The organism is Arthrobacter globiformis (assembly GCF_046536215.2).
Taxonomy (GTDB): domain Bacteria; phylum Actinomycetota; class Actinomycetes; order Actinomycetales; family Micrococcaceae; genus Arthrobacter; species Arthrobacter globiformis_E.
Window position 1 is genome coordinate 1,843,152 of the sequence record NZ_CM143421.1, and the last position, 18,771, is coordinate 1,861,922.

Consider the following 18,771-nt stretch of genomic DNA (forward strand, 5'->3'; position numbering starts at 1 on the left):
GCATCATGGCAACGAGCAATCTCGACCGAATCGGCAAGGCACTCGATATTTTGGCGCAGGGCCTGGAGCCCTTTGTTGCTGAGGCACTCGCGTCGAGAGTGCCGGAAGGCAAAGACTGGACAATTTTACTCGCCGCCAAGGATGCACAAAACGGAGCGGTCAAGAAGTACAACCGACATGATCCCAATGATCAGCTCCGAGCACTTACGGAAAGACTTTTCCCCGGCTGGTTCCCCTTCGACGGCAAACTGTCCCGAGCAGAGCAGAACTTAGCTGGTGAGGCACGGGATATCCGCAACAACTGGGCACACCGAACACCAATCAATTTCGACGACGCCTACCGCGCACTGGACACCCTTGAACGACTCTTGCGGGTTGCCGGATACCCTGTTGGCGCCGATCAGATCAGGACGTCGCGCGAAGACCTCCGGAACAGCCACTTCCAAAAAGACGTCAGGAAGGCGACCACCACGGGTGTCCTCACGGAAACCGGCTCGGCCACGATCAAACCGTGGCGCGAGGTCGTCAAGCCTCACGCAGATGTCATCACAGGAACCTTTAACGCCAGTGAATTCGCGGCCGACCTCCACATGGTGGCACAAGGTGTCGGATCTGACGAATACATCGATCCTGTGCAGTTTTTCCGCCGGACCTACCTGACAGAAGGCATCAAGGATCTCCTCGAGAAGGCCGTTCGCCGCATCAATGGCGATTTGAACGCGCCCCCGGTGATCAACTTGCAGACGAACTTCGGCGGCGGAAAGACCCACTCGATGCTCGCGCTCTGGCACATCATGTCTGGCCACGAGCTGGGTGAGTACCCTCAGGAAATTCAAGAGCTTCTTGAGGGGACCGATCTTCAGGCGCTGGGGACGTGCAGGCGCGCCGTCCTCGTGGGAAATCACATAGCCGTAACGCCGGGGAAGGACTGCGCCAAGGCTGACGGCACCGTGGTCAACACGCTGTGGGGTGAGCTCGGCTGGCAGCTCGGTGGCCGTGACGGTTACGACATCGTCAGGGAATCCGACGCCTCTGGCACCAATCCGGGCGCAAGCCTTCGGACGCTGCTAACCCGCTACTCGCCGTCGCTCATTCTTATCGATGAATGGGTGGCCTATGCCCGTCAGCTGTATGCGCGGGACGGCCTGCCAGCGGGCACTTTTGACACGCAGTTTACCTTCGCACAGACGCTCACGGAGGCGGTGAAGTCCGTACCCGGCGTCATGCTGGTGGTCTCCATTCCAGCATCCGACCATACTGCCGAAGGCCAGCAGGATTCCTCGTCCGACCTTGAAGTCGGCGGCGCCAATGGCAAAGCCGCACTCGAGCGGCTTCAAAACGTGGTCCGTCGGGTGGCAGACCAGTGGCGGCCAGCGACGTCCCGCGAGTCCTTCGAGATCGTACGCCGGCGTCTTTTTGAAGCTCCCTCCGGTGATGCTTCCGTCAACATTTCATCAACGGCTCGGCAGTTCGCCGATTTCTATAAAAATCATCGTGATGAGTTCCCCATTGAGACCACGGATCGCGAGTACGAGCGCCGCATCGCCGAGGCGTACCCCATCCATCCGGAGCTCTTCGAACGCCTCTACCGCGATTGGTCGACGCTCGAGAGGTTCCAGCGGACCCGCGGCGTGCTGCGGCTCATGAGCACAGTGGTCCACGAGCTATGGATGGCAGGCGACCAGAGCCCTATGATCATGCCGGGCAGCGTCCCGCTTGATACCGACGGTGTACTCACGGAGATCACGCAGTACCTCGACGACCAGTGGAAACCTATTATCGACGCCGACGTGGACGGCCCAGCAGCTACCCCGGCGCGGATAGATGCGTCGAGGCCAGCCTTTCAGCAGCGGCTTCTGTCAAGGCGCTTGGCACGGTCGATCTTCCTAGGCTCCGCGCCAACGTTGCGCAGCGCGCACAAGGGAATTGAACGCCAGCACGTCGCTCTCGGCGTGGCCATCCCTGGAGACGTTGTGGGCAACTTTGGTAGTGCGCTGCAGCTCATGTCCGAGCAAGCTACGTTCTTTTACTCCGAGTCCAGCCGCTACTGGTTTGACGTCCAAGCATCTGTCAGCCGTAAGGCAAAAGATATAGCCGAGCGCCTGCATAAAGAGGACGTCTGGCAGGAAATTGTCGACCGCCTGAATAAAGGCGAGGGGCATCCCACCTCCGCGTTCGTCGGAACGGTGGTGGCGCCGTCGTCGTCCGCAGAGGTGCCTGATACGGAAGGCGTGCGGCTTGTCCTCCTACACCCTAAGCACCGCCACCGGAGCAAAGCCGAAACGAGCGATGCACTTTCGTTCGCTCAAGATGTGTACGAGCATCGCGGACCTGCGAATCGCCAGCACCGCAACACAATTGTGTTTCTGGCACCCGACGAGAACGAGTACGCGTCGCTTGATACTGCGGTCCGTGACTTCATTGCCTGGCGCGATATTAACGGCCAAATCGATGATCTCGGTCTGACTCGCCAGCAAGAGACGCAGGTCAAGGCCCGTCTCGCAGAAAGCCGAAAGGCTGTGGACCTGCGGCTGTCGGGCACGTACCTGTGGGCGCTCGCGCCCGAGATACACGAAGGCCATACAGTCCAATGGTCCAAACAGAAGATCGGCAGCGGCAGCGGGTCGCTCACGGAGCGGACAGGTGCGGCGCTGGTCCGCTATGATGCGTTGCGCGTGGTCAACGCACCGGCCGCGATCAAGCAGGCCCTGGACGGGCGTCTGAGGGCACGCTGGAACGCTGGACGAATTGCTGTAGGCGAGTTGTGGGGCTACTACACGCAGTACGCCTACCTGCGGCGTATCCGCGACCGCTCAGTCCTGGAAACGGGGGTGCGTGACGTACTGGATCTGCCTACGTGGAGTACCGAGGGCTTTGCCCTGGCGGAGGGTTACGACGAGGCTTCAGGGGACTTCCTCGGGCTGGCACTTCCGATGACAAATGACTCATTTGGGACAGTCACTGATTCGACCCTGTTGGTAGATCCCCGACTGGCTGAGAAACAGCGAGAGCGAGAAGCGGCGACGGCACGAACAACTATCGATGAACCGGCGGACGACACGTCCGAAAGTAGAACTTCCAGTGACAAGGAAGGTGAAACGGGACTGCCGTGGGAGCAGCCGGCCCGACCGAGGCGAGAACGGGCCAAAAATGTACGGTTCACCGGAACGTTCTATGCACGAGCCGAAGCGCTCAGAGCCGATCTTCAAAAGGTCTACGACGAGGTGCTAAGCCATCTTGCCACTGCACCCGATACCGACCTGGAAGTTTCAGTCGAGGTCATAGCCAACCGCGGGGCAGGATTTGACTCGGACACCGTACGAGTGGTTCGCGAAAATGCGTCGCAGCTCAAGTTCGAATCAGCCAAGTTTGAGGACGAGTCGTGACAAGCGTGGACCTCTTCGGCGGCGAGGAGGCAGTAGAGCAGATCACCCTCCCCATCGATTCCAAAGCGATGGAAGGCCTGGGGAAGCACCACACTCTAAGCTCGGCAATCGCCGACCTAATAGACAACAGCATAAGCGCCGAAGCAAATGCCGTATTGGTCCGGTTCCTGCAAAGCAACGGGGCCATTGTAGGCGTGCAAATCGTCGATAACGGCAGAGGTATGACACCGCAGGGGCTCCGTGACGGCTTGACCGTCGGCCGGCGCCGTGACTACCGACCGGACGAACTCGGGCACTTCGGGATGGGCCTAAAGGCAAGCTCGTTGAGCCAGGCCAACGTTTTGAGCGTCTGGACCAGGGCTGCGAACAACGATCCAACTGGCATGCGGATGACAAAAGACTCAATGATGAACGGTGCGCAATGCGACATTCTCAGCAAGTCCTCCGCTCTAGCGCACCTGTACGCGTCCGACTACGGCTTCGACCTAACCACAGGCACTGTGGTCCAGTGGTCCGATGTGCACGGGATGTCCGCAGCTGACAATATCGCTGATCAGACCCGTTGGTTTGAAAATGCTTTGGTGGCTCTCAAACTCGAGCTATCGGTTATCTTCCACCGGCTACTCGAGACTGGGGCAGTAGACATCTACGTCGATGTGTTCGACGCCGATAGGTCCACGGCGGGCTTGAGTTCCAGGCTCGAACCCACGGACCCCTTCGAATATAAGCAAAGTGGACACAACGACTACCCCATGAAACTGACAGGGCAGGTGGGCGGCCAGGAATTCACTCTCGAGTGCCACATTCTGCCTGCCAGCGGGGCAACGCCGTCCGCACGCCTCTTGGGCAAGGACCGAGAGCACCACCAAGGCATATTCGTTTATCGTCGTGACCGCCTGCAACACCTCGGCGGATGGCCTAAACTGCTCCCAAACGAAAAGGCGCTGCAGTTAGCACGGGTGATTTTTGATGTCGGTTCCGGTATTGACGAGCACGTCAAGATCAACCCTGAAAAAACTGGCGTCCAATTCACTCCAGCTCTGACAACGGCAATCGATAGAGCCGTCAGCAGTTCAGGCGTCACATTCCGGCAGTACCTGGATACGGCGCGAGCCGCATTCAAGGAGTCAAACCGGCGCACTAGAGAACACAAGCGGTTTGCTCCCATGGGACGCGGATTCTCTGACGCCAGCAGGACGATGATTGCGTCTCAGGAAAGCATGTTGAGGCCTAACTCAGACCCCATACAAATAGGGTGGAAAGCCCTGAGCATGGGTCTTTACGAGATTGACCTCGAAGACCGGACCATCTATTTGAACCAGAACTATCGTGAAATCATCAACGGTGGTGCAAGAGGTGCCACCAATGACGCCCAGCTAATCAAGACTCTTCTTTTCTTATTGTTAGAGGAAGAGTTCCTAAAGTCTCATCTCCAGAAAAATCGGCAACAAGACCATTTCCGAATGTCTCTGGCACTCGAGCATGCCTTACAAGATGATGCAATTCGAGCTTCGAGTGCCCGCAAGGAGAGCAACGATGAGTAACCTCCAGCACCGATTTTTCGATCCAGATTCATTGGAACGACTGTTTGCGGAGCGTGAGATTTCCCGGCACCGTGTCATCGACACGCCGCGATGCGAAATCACGATAGATCCGATTCACGAAGAGATAGCTCTCACAGTGCCAGCTGAGGGATCCGAGCCGGACGTCAGCAAATTCAGCCGCATTTCCTTTGCCGTACTTGGCGATGGTCCCGACAGTGAATTCGAAATCCGTGTCGACGCTACGGACGCTCACTTTGAGGCCTATAACATCCTGACCGCAATCATCGATGGACTGTTCGCTGGTTCAAGTTTCGCACGGGCTACGACTGAATCATTGGGCAGTTACAAGGCCTTGCTTCGCGGCAAGAGCGGCCTTAGCACTGAACAGCAACTTGGACTGTACGGTGAGCTGCTACTATTGCGCCAACTAATCGCCTATCTCGGCGAAGCGAACGCAATCGAAGCGTGGCTGGGACCAGCAAGTGAACAGCACGACTTCGTATTTGGCGCCTTCGACGCCGAGTGCAAGACAACCATCAGCGAAAAACGTATCCACACAATTGGTTCGGCATCACAGCTGGAAAAGATCCCAGGACGCGATCTCTGGCTCATCTCCGTGCAGGTCACGCGGGCGGGCCTGGACTCCGGCGAGTCCCTGAACGAGCTGGTAACCGATGTTGCCGCATCACTGGATATGGAAGCCGACAAGTTTTGGGGTTATCTCCGGGGTCTCGGTTGGCGCCGTGAGGACGGAGATCTGTATTCCCAACGCTTCATCCTGCGCAGTCCCATCCAAACGTATCTTGTTACCGAGGACTTTCCCGCAATTACCACTGCGGCGTTGAAGTCAGTAATACCGCACTTCGAGACTGTCAGTGATGTGTCCTACCGTGTGGATGTGAGCAGTCGAGAGCCTGCCACTCCGCCGGATCCTCTCCACATAACCAAATCCATCGACCAACAGGTCTGATCCAGAAGGGACGACTCCTATGGGGGAAACGTCGATGTCATCGGCAGTTCGCGAGGCCATCATTGCTCACTTGAAAGTGATGGGGGCCGACCGTCCAAAGGCGTTGCTGGCAAGGGTGAACAACGAGCTTGAGCTGGAAGATAATCCAACCATCAAAGAAGATGAGCTAGTATCAGCTCTGGCCGCCGAAAACGTCAACGACAAAGTGCGCATGGAGTTCCAACTTGCGTTGGCTCGGTGGGATGCTACGTCGCAAGGCGATTGGTTTGAAGCATCGGAGCCCGCAACAGTCGGGCGCCGGGATCGCATCCTCACGCTGCTTGGTTTCAGCGCGGACGCGAAAGACATAGTGAACGGACAATGGCCGGTCCGGTCTGACGAAGGCGACATTGTCATCGCGACTGAATCAGATCCCTGGTACACAGACGAGCGCGCTAAGCAGCACTCATTTTACTGGCCAGCTTACCGCGGCGTCCTTTCGAGCAAGGGCTGGCCAGCCGAAGCTATTGCGGACTTGGATGTCAGCACGCGTGAGGTGGTAAGCCGCCTCAGTGACCCCACCAACGAAACGCCATACCAGTCAAAGGGGCTGGTCGTAGGCTACGTACAGAGCGGGAAGACCGCACAGTTTGCCGGAACGATCGCCAAGTCCATAGATGCTGGCTATCGGCTGATCATCGTCCTTGCCGGAACCTTGAACATGCTTCGGACCCAGACGCAGCGGCGTCTCGATATGGAGCTCGTCGGCAAGGAAAACATCATCGGCGGCATGGACATCAACGATCCGGACCACCGCAGGGAAATTGACTATCTCGACGATACAGACTGGGACAAGTTTCTATCTCACGGGATTCAGCCCTCCGATGCCGGTTTCGTTGACATTGTCCGCTTGTCGGGATATGGAGACGACTACAAGCGCCTCAAAAAGGGGCTGAACGCTCTCGAATTTCGCACTGGACTTCGCGACAAGACGAAACCCCTATATCACCCCGATAACCTGTACAAGGCAGATGCGAAAATTGTCGTTGTCAAGAAGAATACGACGGTTCTAAAAAAGCTGGTATCCGACCTTAAGTCTTTGAAAATCAGCCTCGCGGAAATTCCCACGCTGATTATCGACGATGAATCGGATCAGGCATCCATAAGCACCAAACGTCCGACCGCAGCGGAGAAGAAAGAGCGTACGGCCGTGAACCGGGAGATTACGAATCTACTTGGAGCACTCAAGCGCGCTCAGTACGTCGGTTACACGGCCACGCCCTTCGCCAATGTGTTTGTTGACCCTGATGACGCGGCCGATATCTTCCCGAATGATTTCATCATCGCCTTGAAGCGACCTGCCGGATATATGGGTGCAAGGGATTTTCACGATCTCGGGGTTGAGTTCGAGAACGGGTCTAAGTCCGTTGCAACCTCGAACGAGGCAGCGTTCGTGCGGTCTGTACGCGGAGACGATCCCGAATCAGTGGAGCAATCGCTGCGAAGTGCTCTTGATGCCTATCTGCTGTCTGGTGCCGTCAAACTCTACCGCGCTGAGAATTCAGGCCTATCCTTCCGGCACCACACTATGTTGGTCCACGAGTCCGTAAAAATGATCGAACACCGTGATACAGCTGATCTCCTACGCGAGCTGTGGGCCCAGGGGGGCTATTCCTCGTCAGGCCTCCCAAGGCTGGAGGAATTGTGGTCGAAGGACTATCTCCCGGTTAGTGAAGCTCGAGCTGAGGATCACGACCTTATTCCGTCATCATTCGACGAGCTGCGGCCCTTTATCGGGATGGCACTCGACAAGATCAATTCCAGCCAGAATCCAGTGCTCGTGGTGAACGGCGATAAGGACCTGCAGACGCACCAGGAGGCTCTGAACTTTGATCGCGGTTCCGTATGGCGCATTCTCGTGGGTGGAACCAAGCTAAGCCGTGGATTTACGGTTGAAGGCCTCACCGTTTCCTACTACCGCCGAAAGACCCTGGCTGCAGACACTTTGATGCAGATGGGGCGGTGGTTCGGCTTCCGCGGCGGATACAAGGACTTAGTTCGGCTTTACATTGGACGAGCGGAACTGAGTGGCCAGAAGTACTTTGACCTTTACGAAGCCTTCGAGTCCATCGTTATCGATGAGGAGCTCTTCCGTGAAGAGCTGGCACGCTACGCCGAGTTGGACGATGAGGGCAAGCCACAGGTTCGCCCGAGAGACGTTCCACCCCTGGTCACTCAGCATCTTCAGTGGCTGGCTCCAACAGCGGCCAATAAACGCTACAACGCAGTTGTGACAGAGCGTGGGGATGGCGGCCGGCTGAAGGACCTCAATGCCTTACCGGCCCAGAACGACACCGTAAACAGAAAAAACTTCGCTGCCGTCAAACCGCTCATCGAAGCCGCGGAAACAGAAGCTAGGTTCGTTACTGACTCTGGATCAGCATATTCAGCGCGATATGGAATCGTTTCATCGGACGACTTCATACAAGTCCTTCAAAACACCAGGTTTGGTGAGACATTCGATCTCGAGCCTCAGCTTCAATTTCTCAGAAAGGCCAGCACCGACGGAAAGATCCAAGATTGGGTTGTTATAGTGCCTGACCTGTCTGAAGGAACAGCGGTGACTGTCGCCGGAGCGCACCTCAATGTGCTCAAGAGGAAGCGCCGCGAGGAGCGACAATGGGCATTCTCTGGCAGCTCTCGAAGGCAGCGCGTGGCGGTGGAGGCCATCGCCGATCCGCGACAGAAAGACGGTCTAACCGAGCTAGTGGAATCGCTGCGTTCTCCAACACGAGGGGCCATCCTCCTGACGGCGGCCCACGACCCACGAGGCAAACACTCCGTCAGTGATCCCTCAACACTTTCCGGTGAAGTTGATCCAGCTCTCATTGCAGTCATGATCTCCTATGCGGCCCCATATGCCTCGGCTCCCAAGGGGAAAATTGGCTTCACTGTGCGCAGCCAGAAGAAGGCAAATGCAGCCATCCTGTCCGCAGGGGACGAGGGCTACAACCTCAGCGACCACGAGGCCAGGCTAGCCGCCAGCTAACCTTGCAGGGGTGTGACGACCAACTTCGCCACACCCCTGCAGTCTGTGCGACGGATTCATCCCTGGGGGATCGAATGCGTTCGCGGCTGGCAGCCAGCAGCGTTTGACACGTCGGCCCCGGTTCCGGCCCACCAGCTCTTCGTGTGAGCCGCTGTCAAGGTAGAGGCCTCCCAAAGATGTTGTGGATGATAACCGCGTACACGGTGTGGTGCACATCAGGTTGAAGACGGCCGGCTCAGGTTCGACGCCATGCAGGTTCGGAAAAGACTTCGTCGGCATGCTCGAACAGCGGAATCAGCGTCCCACTTGCATGGCTACTAGTCTGTCCAGCCCAGGAGATGCGTCCCTTCATCTCCTGCATGCCAACGGTTAGACACGCGGCAATGTCGAAAGGTACCTAATAGACCGAATCCGGCTACCAAGATCCGAACACGGATGCTTGCCGCGTCTCGCTCAATTAATAGCGATTCACCGATTTTTCGGAGAGTGGTCCACCAACCGCTGTAGCCGTCTAGTTCTAAAATGATTTCATTGCCACACCGGTAAATCTTTGACCCCGGACGCCCTGGGGTTTCGTGATGAAGTTGACTCGCGATATGGGTCATCATGTGGAGTGCTCCCGCAAAGTTGAGTTGTGCGCGCCCGTAAGCTGTGAGTCCGAGGAATTCCCTCCCCCGCGCTGCGGAGGCGTGAAGGTCCGCCTGACCGGGGGTCAGGCCATCGGCCAGCAGAGTCCCGCTTCCATACGTCCAGAAGCTGAGTGAGTCATTACTAAGTGCGTGCGCGATTGCCCATTTTCCCCAATGTGATTTGATGAGGCTGGACGCTCGATCACTCGTTGGCATTCCAGCGTTGATCCATCGAGCGAGACCAAGTGCCGGATTGACCCAGGAAAGGCAGCCGAACATCAAAAGGGCCAGCGGCGCGAAGTAGGCTGCGCGCTCCTCATGCCCTTGCACGGATAGGTGAGGCCGTGGCGGCAAGGACCAGGCGACATCGCAGCCAGACAATTGGCTGTGTATTTGGGGAAGACCGTAGACCCAGTGCCCCGAATCCTGAATGCCCGCTCCAGCTGCAGGGTGCCAATCGGACCCCCGCGTGGGCAGGAGCGTATATGGAACTACTTCAACTGGGCGCTTGTCCAGGACGGCGGCGGCACTCACCACTCTGGCCATAATGCGACTAGCAAGTCCGGATGCTACAACAGCGCGTCCGACCTCAACAGGCAGGGCGCCGGGGCTGGCCATTAGTTCCAGTTTCTCAACGAGATCGACAGTCGACTGGCGCTGCAGGGCCGCCATTTGCCCAATTTTGGACTGCCCTCCGAGCCTCGCCAGATCTCGGGCATGTTCGTGTTCTCGAGTTTGTCCTTCAGGATCCTTGATCACACTCGCGGACAAAAGCCTCTTGTCCCACAGACCCGAAAGTTTCGGGGGAATTCCGATGAGAAGCCGCTGAGTGTTGTCGCTAGTTTTCAGCGAGCCAGTAGAAACCAGCGACTTTGCATAGGCTGTCAGCTCCAAGCGTCTTTTCTCATCAAGACGTATCAACTTGCATGCAATTTCGATTTCTCGAGATTCGGCGTACGTCATGCCGCACTCCCCTCGTTGTTAAAGTTTCTAGTGGCCAGGACTGTAATGGATTGGTGCTTCAGTCGCTGGACGCCCCTGGCCATCGTAGTGAATTCTCTCAGCGTCAAGAAACAATGCACCGCGCGTCCCAACGCAAGGAGCCGCTGAGAACGTTTACAACCAAGAACCCTGCAATGGCACCGGAATCTGCAACCACTACTCGAGTGGCGTCAGGAGTAGTGCTTTTGTTGCCGGCGCCATAACCGCGAGGGCCTCCCCCGCGTCCCGTCGGACATTTGCCCCGTCCCTGTCAGCTGCGGCTCCATGAACCGCCGGAACGTGTCCCGCATCAGTGAAGCCCCGGCCACAATCTCATGCACGTCCCGCAACTCCTTCAGCGTGAACGGCTCGACCAGAAGCGCCCCGGGATCGGGTGACTCTGCATATACTGCCCGGATCCATTCCACGGCCTTCGCCACGATCTCCGCATGCCCGTACGGCAGCTCCGTGATTAGCTGCGGTTCTCCTGAAACAGAAGCCAGCCGGATGCCGTCGGACTTCAACGCGTCCTCCAGCGCAACCACCGGCACCACATCCACGTGCGCGACGGACAGCACCCAGCCGCGGTCGTCCCGCTCCGGGTCATCGAAGACGTGCAGCTGCCGGGGCACACGCCCCGAGATCCCCGCTTTCTCCCGCAGCGACCGCAGCACCGCGTCAGCCAGCCGCTCCCGCTCGCGAAGGAACGTGCCCGGCAGCGCCCACTCGCCGTGATGGTGCTCCTCGCCCCGGCGCACCAGCAGTACCTGGAGGCTGCCGTGCGCGACGGTCAGCACCGCAGTGTCCACCGCCACCGACGGCCGGGGATAGTCGAGCAGGGACGTGGCGGGGACATCCTTCGAGGTCTTCACACCACTATTTATTGCAGTATTGCGCTAAAGATTCAAGCCGTGCATACTTGAGGCAATTAGCTCAGATTTGAGCTAAAGATTCTGGAGGTCATCATGAAGGTTCAACAGCTCCACGTCGGGGCCGGCACTTCGCTTGGTCCGCTCACCATATTTCCCGTCTGGACCCGCGGTGCCGGCGGGCTCGGCATCAGCACCGGCACCCACGCCAACGTCGCCGTCACCGAACTGGCCAGCGGCGCGCAGGTTCCCCGGCTCACCGTCACCAACAACGGCCCGCGCCCGGCCCTGCTGCTCGAAGGCGAGCTGCTCGAGGGCGGCCAGCAGCACCGGACCTGCGCTCGGGACGTCGTCCTCGGCCCCGGTGAGACCCGCGATATCGACACCTACTGCGTGGAGGCCGGCCGCTGGGAAGGCACCCACAGCCACCGCCGCCAGGCCCGCCGTGCCCCGCTGAATGTCAGGGCCGAACTCGCCACGAGTCCGGCCGATCCGGGCGGCGCGGACCGGCAGGGCCGCATTTGGAATCGGGTTGCCCGCTTCGACGCCGCCCGGGGCCGGTCGGCCACCAGCTCGTTGCCGGAGCACCTGGACCGGTTCACCGCCGAGCCCCGGAAGGACCGCCGGTTCAGTGCTGACGACGCCCCGGCTCCCCTCGAAGGCCAGCGCGGCGTGGTAATCGGCCTCGGCACGCAGCCGCTCTTGCTGGAGGTGTTCGGCACCCACACCCTGTTCCGCCGGCACTACCGCCAGCTGGTCGAGTCCGCGCTGCTGGACCTGGAGCTCCTGCCGCCCCTGATGATGGCGTCCGGCCAGATGCCTGGCCAGCGAGCGCGCGACTTCGCCGCCATCGTCCAGGCCCTGAGGTTCCGAGCGTTCGACGGCGGCCTGCCGGCTCTGGAGGTCCGGAACCACGGTGCCCTGCGCAGCCGCAACGTCTCCCAGACCACCGGGCAGCTCGTGGTGACGGGGATCGCCGTCGCACTCCCCCAGCGCGAACCCGAGCTGGCCCACCTGACCGGCTGGAACAACAATCACCCCCTGATGGAGATCGCATGAAGCTGAACCCACCGCAGAACGACCGCGCCGCCGGCGTCCTGGTCACCCTGGCCGCCGGAGACGCCCTCGGCGCCGGCTACGAATTCGGCGCACCGCTGCCCGACGGCACCCCGGTGAGCATGAAGGGGGGCGGACCGTTCGGCTTCGCCCCCGCCGAGTGGACCGACGACACGTCGATGGCCATCGGCCTCGCCGAGGCGTTGGTGGACTCCCCCTCCGAGCCCGGCTCTGCTGGCGCACTAACCGCTACCGTCCGGGCCTGGACACGATGGGCCGCCGACACAAAGGATGTCGGCGCCCAGACAAGTTCCGTGATCGCCGCCGCCCGGCGGCTGCCCGCAGCCGGTGGCCGGAGCGAGGCGGACGCGAGCGAGTTCACAACAGCTGCCGCCGAGTTCCACGCCCGCACTGGCCGCAGCGCAGGCAACGGCTCGCTGATGCGTACCGCGCCCCTGGCACTGGCCTACCTGGAACGCAGCCCCGAGGAGCTCATGGCCGAGGCCGGCATGGTCAGCGCCCTGACCCACGCTGATATTGACGCGCAGGCGGCGTGCGGCCTATGGTGCGTGGCCACCCGAAGGGCGGTGCTCACCGGTGGGCTGGATGTCCGGGCCGGCCTTAATCTGCTGCCGGCAGCGCGGGCGGCTGTGTGGCTGGAGCGGATCGAGACGGCGGAGCGGTCCCGGCCGCGGGACTTCGCCCGCAACGGCTGGGTGGTGGAGGCTTTCCAAGGTGCCTGGAGCGCCATCCATTTCACGTCGGCCACCGCGTCCGGCCCGGCACACCTCCGGGCGGCTCTTGATGCTGGGCGCCGCCTACGGCTTCTCGGCAGTGCCGTTCGAGTGGCGGCAGCACCTGCACGGCTGGCCGGGACTGGGCGCCCGGGACGTGATGATGCTCGGGATGGAGCTGGGCCGCGGCCAAGGCCGCGGATTGGATTCGTGGCCGCGGGCGGCGACCCATGACTACAGCATGTGGGGCCGCACCGACGCGCTGATCCAGCACCCGCACGACGACGGCGTGTGGCTCGGCGGCGTTGGTTCCGTCGCCCGGGTGGCGGAGCTGGGGATCGATGCCGTGGTGTCGCTGTGTCGGCTGGGCATTGACGATGTGCCGGCTGTTGGTGCTGCCGATCATGCCACGTTCTGGGTGGTCGATTCGCACGATGCCGGGCTCAACGCCCATCCGGACTTTGTGCTCCGGGAGGCGGCGGCCGCCGTCGAACGCTACCGGGCGAAGGGCAAGACGGTCCTGTTGCACTGCGTTCGGGCCGAATCTAGAACGCCTACTGTGGCGGCGCTGTACGGAGCCCGGGTTGTCGACGTGTCTCCGTTGGAAGCGTTGGAGGATGTGCGGCGGATGCTGCCCGGGGCACGGCCGAATCCGCAGTTTATGAGGGTGCTAGGAGGCGACAGTGCGCCCGCCGTCGAGTCATAAGGACGACCGCGCGGAGCAGTTGCCGAACAAAGTCCGTGGGTGCTGATAAGAATGACTTGGCATCAGAGAGGATGCTTATTTGGCGCTCAGAAGTGGGAGAGTTGCACTTGGGGGAACAAGAGTCCGTGTCGCAGGGACGTCAGCGTGATCGGCACCAAATTGCCAGTCGGGCAGTGAAGGCCTACCAGGCAGGTGATCCGCTGCAGCGCATTGCGGCGGATGCCGGTATGAGAGCTTTCGACATGCTGCGTCTGCTCAGTACCCGGGTAGCTGATCAGAGCGAGCAGCAGCGGTCCGAAGCACTTTTCAGGCGGTGCTCTGCGACTGCCAAGGTTCTGCGTGAAAATGCCTCCCGGATTCTCCAGCTTTTAGACGCTGGAATTGAAACCTCTGACATTCCAAAAATTCTGGCCGCTCTCGGCGCCACGATCGATGTCGACATCGCTTCAGAGCTGTTGAAGAACCCGGACCTGCTCCAAGACTCCGTCCAAGGTCGTAGACCGTGTTTTGTTACCGATATGATGTGGTTGCGCTACGTGACGGGTTATCACCGAGGGCTAGTACCTGATTACCAGCTGGCGCTGGGCAAGATTCCGTTGCCAGCTATCCACGATTTTCGAATAATCCTAAGTGAGCGGCTGGCCCTTCAGCAGGTAGCTCAAGTCATTGCTCTCGTTGAGACAACTGCTGAGGCAATTAGTACGGGCGACGATGAAGGCATCTCATTCTCTGAATATGAAAAAGCTCGGAAAGCGATAATCCTTCAGTCCGGTTCCGAGCGGCGCCCATTGCTTCCACCCCCGGCCGAAGTGATCCGTGATCGAACGGAGGGCAGGTCCTGGCACGTGGCGCTGGAATCGGTGGGCTTGAAATTTCCTACTGTTCGCGGCGGATTTACCGTCGCCGACAACGAAGACGCTTCTCAGGCGTACCGCGCTACAAAAGGGCTGTTCGGATCCCCGAAAGACGTTGACAGTTACGACAGCTGGATGATCGCCGAACGCGCCATGGGTCGGGATCGCCCCTCTGCGGTGGCCATCGGACGGCACTTTGGAGCCTGGGAGTCTGTGATCGGCGCCTACGTTCCGCTGGAAGAAGATGAGCTCCGCGGAATGGTCAGCCATTTGAGAACCGAGGCTGCCGCAGACTACGCGTGGGCACGAGCTGCAGAACTCATCAGTGAAGTGCTCCGTACGATGCCGTGGAACTCGTTCCTCAGCATTCAATACAGGGCAGGCGCGGATGGAGGGCCTCAGCCATACGCCCAGATCACCCCCGGGCCCGACGGGGCGTGGTGCGAGATCGTCTCCGAGGGATTCCTGCAGCCGGACGACTGGCCGATTTATCCCGAGCGCCTGCTGCAAGACGGTTGGTCGAAGCCCGATGCGGAGTTCCCTAACTGGTTCAGGGAAGGCGTTGCGTTGGAAGATGCCGGCCACGTCACGCTTGTGGGCTTGAGAGAAGGCAGGTCTTGTTATGAAGCTGACGAGCTTGGGTGGCACACCGGGAGTTTCCCCTCCGGAACCAACCCGGACGGCGGAGTCACAGTTGAAGAAGTCCTGAAAGGCTCTGTGCAAACGCTCCGCAATGCCAGCTAAATCCCATTTGAGTAGATAGGACCAACATGGCACTCCCCACGATCCTCACCGAAGACAATGAAGAAGAAGCAACCCGTTTCCTGGCCGCCTACTATCGGCGTACAGCTGATGGCCTGCCCGCCTACACCGGCAGCTATTTCAATTCGTGGGCTGGCGGCAGGGACTCAGTCGATAATCGGGACACCATTACGGCCGACGACCTTATCGCCGCTTCATTCCTCTCGGTAAAGATCCCGGGCGAAGCCGCTATTGGGATCCTAGACACTCATAGCGAGAAAATTTCAGGTCTCCTAAAAAAGATCCCTGCCGACCGAGATCTTGCCGACGTCTCGCCTGCTGAGTTTCCAGAAATGTACGGCGAGAACAGCGCCGCAGTAAAGCTGTGGCGAGTCATTCGGGGCAGTGACCCTGGCCGATGGGGCATCGGACCCACAAAAGCCAGCAAGATCATGGCCCGTAAACGGCCCCGGCTAATTCCGATCTACGACTCCGTTGTGGCCCCTTTGATGGGGCTCAAAGATTCTGAAAACCAGTGGGCAGCATGGCATAGCGCGTTCTTGGAAGATCCCGGGTTAGCCGAGCGTTTGCGAAGGATAAAAGCGATATCGGGGGTCAAGGATCCGATTCCCGACATCAGAGTTATGGACATCGTCCTTTGGATGCACGGCAAGCAGATAGCTACCCCGGCGCTCGCCGCCACCGCAAAGTAAGAAAGCCGGAGTCACTATGCCCCTTTACCTCAACGAACTGGCACTGAGCGTCGCCCGTTGCAGTGAGCTCGTACGTGTGGACAAAGTGACGAATGAGGGCCTCCGTCACCCCTGCCGGAAAATTGTCGACTCCCAGGATGCGTTCGACGGGCCTTTTCAGGTGCCCGAAGCGTGGGCAGGAAACCTAGCGTCCGCCCGCATCGCCTATTTATCGTCGAATCCGGCGATCAGCGCCGGCAACCCGGCTTCCAAGTGGCGCGGAAAGCGCATCGCTGAGAAGTATCCCACCGTTGACTGGCGGGACTCGGACATTACCGATTTCATGATCAACCGGTTCAACCCGGAACACGGATGGGTCGTAGACCGTCGGCATCGAAAAGTGGAAACAGAGGATGGGCCGGCATGGGGAACTCCCGAACCCTATTGGGGATGGGTTGAGCAGCAAACAGTGGCTCTCTTGGGTTCAGAAACTCCGTGGTACGAGTAGGCGGTTATGACGGAAGTGGTCCACTGCAAGTCCAACGGCGAAGAAGGCGTCGCCGACGCGACACGGCTCTGCGCTTCTAAACACATGGACCGCATTCTCGCGGCGTCACCGGCGGGGCTGATCGTCGTCGTCGGCAGCAAAGCCGCGCAGACGCTGCGACTTGCCTATCCGGACGTCTTCCAGCGGCGACCAATGTTCGGGAAGTACACCAAGTTCGGCACTCCGCACCGAGAGCAGAACCTCGTCCAGATGACGCTTGGCGGGCTGGATAGGCTTGTCTGCTTCCTCAAACATCCAAGTGCGCACGGTACCCGGCCATCGCTCGCAGCGAGTTACCCCGAGGACATCGAACGGCTACGAATGGCTGCCGGAGGAACCGCATGAGGTGCATACCGGAGGACCCGGAGTTCGGCGACGGACAGGTCGCCGAGAAGGCAGTATGGGAAGCGCTGCGGAACAGCCTGCCGGATGACTGCGTGCTGGCCCACTCGGTCCAGGTACGGGACGGAATACGCGAGCACGAGATCGACCTGCTCGTGCTGTGGCCCGGCGTCGGCATGGCCGCCATCGAAGTTAAGGGCGGGCTTGTCTCCATCGACAATGCGCAGTGGTACCAGTCCGACCGAAGCGGGAAGCACCGCATCCTTAGCCCCATCGCCCAGTCCCGGGGATCGCTCCACGCGTTCAAGAGCTGGATTGGCAGGCGGCTTGGTACGCCCGTGACCAGCCGGTTCGCCTATATGGTTGCGCTGCCGTACACCCCCGTGCGGCAGGACTGGGATATGGCTGGCTGCCCGCGGACCCTTGTTCTTGACCAGGCCGACGTCGCATCGTCGGTGGAGCTGGTACGTGAAGCGATAGAGCGCGAAGGCGGCGGAGCCAACGTGCTGGCTTCGTCCTTCATGGATCGCATCGTCAAGCACCTGAGCGGGGATTTGAATACGCAGTCCGTTGATTCCCTGGATCCACAGGAAGCCGAGGACGCACAGGATCACCTAACAGAGCGGCAGGCAGTGCTGCTTCAGGCCACGAGGTCACTCAACCGGGTGAGGTTCACCGGCGGTGCCGGCAGCGGGAAGACCTGGCTCGCCGTGGAGAAGGCCCGTCTGCTCAGCAAGCAGGGCAAACGCGTCGGTCTCTTCTGTTACAACAAGGGCCTCGGGCAGTATCTGCAGGACCGGGTTTCCGGCTGGCGCCAGGCAAAGCCCGTCTTCACCGGCGAGTTCCACGAATACGTACGGGGGCTGGGCGTTCCCGACGGTTCGGGCCAGGAGTATTTCGACGTGGAGATGCCCCGCCTGCTAAAGGAACTGGCAACCACGATGGAGCAGCATGAGCGGCTGGATGCCGTCGTCGTCGATGAGGCACAGGACTTCGCCCCGCTGTGGTGGGATGCGCTGCTCGCCTGCACCAAGAACCCCGACGGCGGCGAGGTGTATGCCTTCATGGATGACCGTCAGGATGTCTACCGCAGGTGGGGCGGGGCGACGGCGGACTTCACCTATGGGCCCACGGCAAGCTTTGTGCCCATCCACATTGATGAGAACCTACGCAACACTCGCAAGATCGCCGAAACGTTCAAACCCCTGGCCGGAGAGCATTTCACTCCCCGAGGCAGCACGGGCCTGCCCGTACGCTTCGTGGATTGCGCTTCAGACGAGGCGCTCGACATCGGCGGAGACTGCGTGGATGCGCTCATCACCGAAGGGTGGGCCAACAACCAGATTGCGCTCCTCACCACAAAGGAGCGGCACCCAATCCATCTGGACTTCTTCGAACGTGGCGCCACCGAAGACTACTGGCGCGAGTTCCACGCAGGCGAAGCTGAATTCTACGGCCACGTGCTGGGCTTCAAGGGCCTGGAGCGCTCTGTCGTTGTGCTGTGCGTCAACGGATTCAAGGACATGGAACGCGCAGCGGAGCAGCTGTACGTCGGCCTGTCCCGCGCGAGGAGCCTGCTGGTGGTGGTTGGCGACAGCGCATTGCTAGAGGAGGCCGGCGGCAGGGAACTGAAGATGGCGCTCTCGAGGGCGCAGGCGTGGTGGCCTCCTCAGGCGTGACGTCGCTGCTGGC

The 18,771-nt window shown here is 60.0% G+C and carries 14 protein-coding genes; 12 read left to right on the forward strand and 2 right to left on the reverse strand.

What is annotated here, in order from left to right; genetic code table 11:
- The first annotated feature begins 5 nt into the window (after positions 1-5).
- The 4 genes from R5O87_RS08210 to R5O87_RS08225 are packed head-to-tail and all read left to right on the forward strand — an operon-like array spanning position 6 to position 8,928.
- The gene (locus R5O87_RS08210) at positions 6-3,386 is read left to right on the forward strand and encodes a DUF499 domain-containing protein (protein ID WP_410554439.1); all 3,381 of its coding nucleotides are present in this window, start codon (positions 6-8) and stop codon (positions 3,384-3,386) included.
- Positions 3,383-4,930, forward strand: a complete 1,548-nt coding sequence (locus tag R5O87_RS08215; RefSeq protein ID WP_410554440.1) for an ATP-binding protein — start codon at positions 3,383-3,385, stop codon at positions 4,928-4,930. The genes R5O87_RS08210 and R5O87_RS08215 overlap by 4 nt, the downstream gene beginning before the upstream one ends.
- A complete protein-coding gene (locus R5O87_RS08220) occupies positions 4,923-5,900 on the forward strand; it encodes a PD-(D/E)XK motif protein (RefSeq protein ID WP_410554441.1) in 978 nt (325 codons plus the stop codon). The genes R5O87_RS08215 and R5O87_RS08220 overlap by 8 nt, the downstream gene beginning before the upstream one ends.
- Positions 5,901-5,934: 34 nt before the next feature.
- The gene (locus tag R5O87_RS08225; protein WP_462836415.1) at positions 5,935-8,928 is read left to right on the forward strand and encodes a Z1 domain-containing protein; all 2,994 of its coding nucleotides are present in this window, start codon (positions 5,935-5,937) and stop codon (positions 8,926-8,928) included.
- 317 nt (positions 8,929-9,245) lie between these two features.
- Here R5O87_RS08225 and R5O87_RS08230 read toward each other — a convergent pair whose 3' ends face one another.
- Together R5O87_RS08230 and R5O87_RS08235 are read right to left on the reverse strand one after the other, a co-directional pair.
- Entirely contained in the window at positions 9,246-10,520 is a 1,275-nt protein-coding gene (locus tag R5O87_RS08230) for a hypothetical protein (protein ID WP_410554443.1), read from the reverse strand.
- Between the two features lie 209 nt (positions 10,521-10,729).
- Positions 10,730-11,410 (reverse strand): NrtR DNA-binding winged helix domain-containing protein, encoded by a 681-nt coding sequence (locus R5O87_RS08235; RefSeq protein WP_410554444.1) that lies wholly within the window; start codon positions 11,408-11,410, stop codon positions 10,730-10,732.
- 93 nt (positions 11,411-11,503) lie between these two features.
- Between R5O87_RS08235 and R5O87_RS08240 the strand changes: the two genes are divergently transcribed.
- The 8 genes from R5O87_RS08240 to R5O87_RS08275 all read left to right on the forward strand — a co-directional run bounded on the left by R5O87_RS08240 (position 11,504) and on the right by R5O87_RS08275 (position 18,758).
- Entirely contained in the window at positions 11,504-12,466 is a 963-nt protein-coding gene (locus R5O87_RS08240) for an ARPP-1 family domain-containing protein (protein ID WP_410554446.1), read from the forward strand.
- Positions 12,463-13,431 carry an ADP-ribosylglycohydrolase family protein gene (locus R5O87_RS08245; protein WP_410554447.1) on the forward strand — a complete coding sequence of 323 codons (969 nt, stop codon included), beginning with the start codon at positions 12,463-12,465 and terminating at the stop codon, positions 13,429-13,431. Before R5O87_RS08240 ends, R5O87_RS08245 begins: the two co-directional genes overlap by 4 nt.
- Positions 13,432-13,438: 7 nt before the next feature.
- Positions 13,439-13,903 (forward strand): dual specificity protein phosphatase family protein, encoded by a 465-nt coding sequence (locus R5O87_RS08250; RefSeq protein ID WP_410554449.1) that lies wholly within the window; start codon positions 13,439-13,441, stop codon positions 13,901-13,903.
- Between the two features lie 173 nt (positions 13,904-14,076).
- A complete protein-coding gene (locus R5O87_RS08255; protein ID WP_410554450.1) occupies positions 14,077-15,501 on the forward strand; it encodes a TY-Chap domain-containing protein in 1,425 nt (474 codons plus the stop codon).
- Positions 15,502-15,527: 26 nt separating this feature from the next.
- On the forward strand, positions 15,528-16,211 hold the full coding sequence (locus tag R5O87_RS08260) for a DUF6308 family protein (protein WP_410554451.1): 684 nt from the start codon (positions 15,528-15,530) through the stop codon (positions 16,209-16,211).
- 16 nt (positions 16,212-16,227) lie between these two features.
- On the forward strand, positions 16,228-16,698 hold the full coding sequence (locus R5O87_RS08265; RefSeq protein WP_410554452.1) for a hypothetical protein: 471 nt from the start codon (positions 16,228-16,230) through the stop codon (positions 16,696-16,698).
- A 6-nt stretch (positions 16,699-16,704) separates the two neighbouring features.
- On the forward strand, positions 16,705-17,082 hold the full coding sequence (locus tag R5O87_RS08270; RefSeq protein WP_410554453.1) for a hypothetical protein: 378 nt from the start codon (positions 16,705-16,707) through the stop codon (positions 17,080-17,082).
- The gene (locus R5O87_RS08275) at positions 17,079-18,758 is read left to right on the forward strand and encodes a nuclease-related domain-containing DEAD/DEAH box helicase (RefSeq protein ID WP_410554454.1); all 1,680 of its coding nucleotides are present in this window, start codon (positions 17,079-17,081) and stop codon (positions 18,756-18,758) included. Before R5O87_RS08270 ends, R5O87_RS08275 begins: the two co-directional genes overlap by 4 nt.
- Positions 18,759-18,771: the final 13 nt, after the last annotated feature.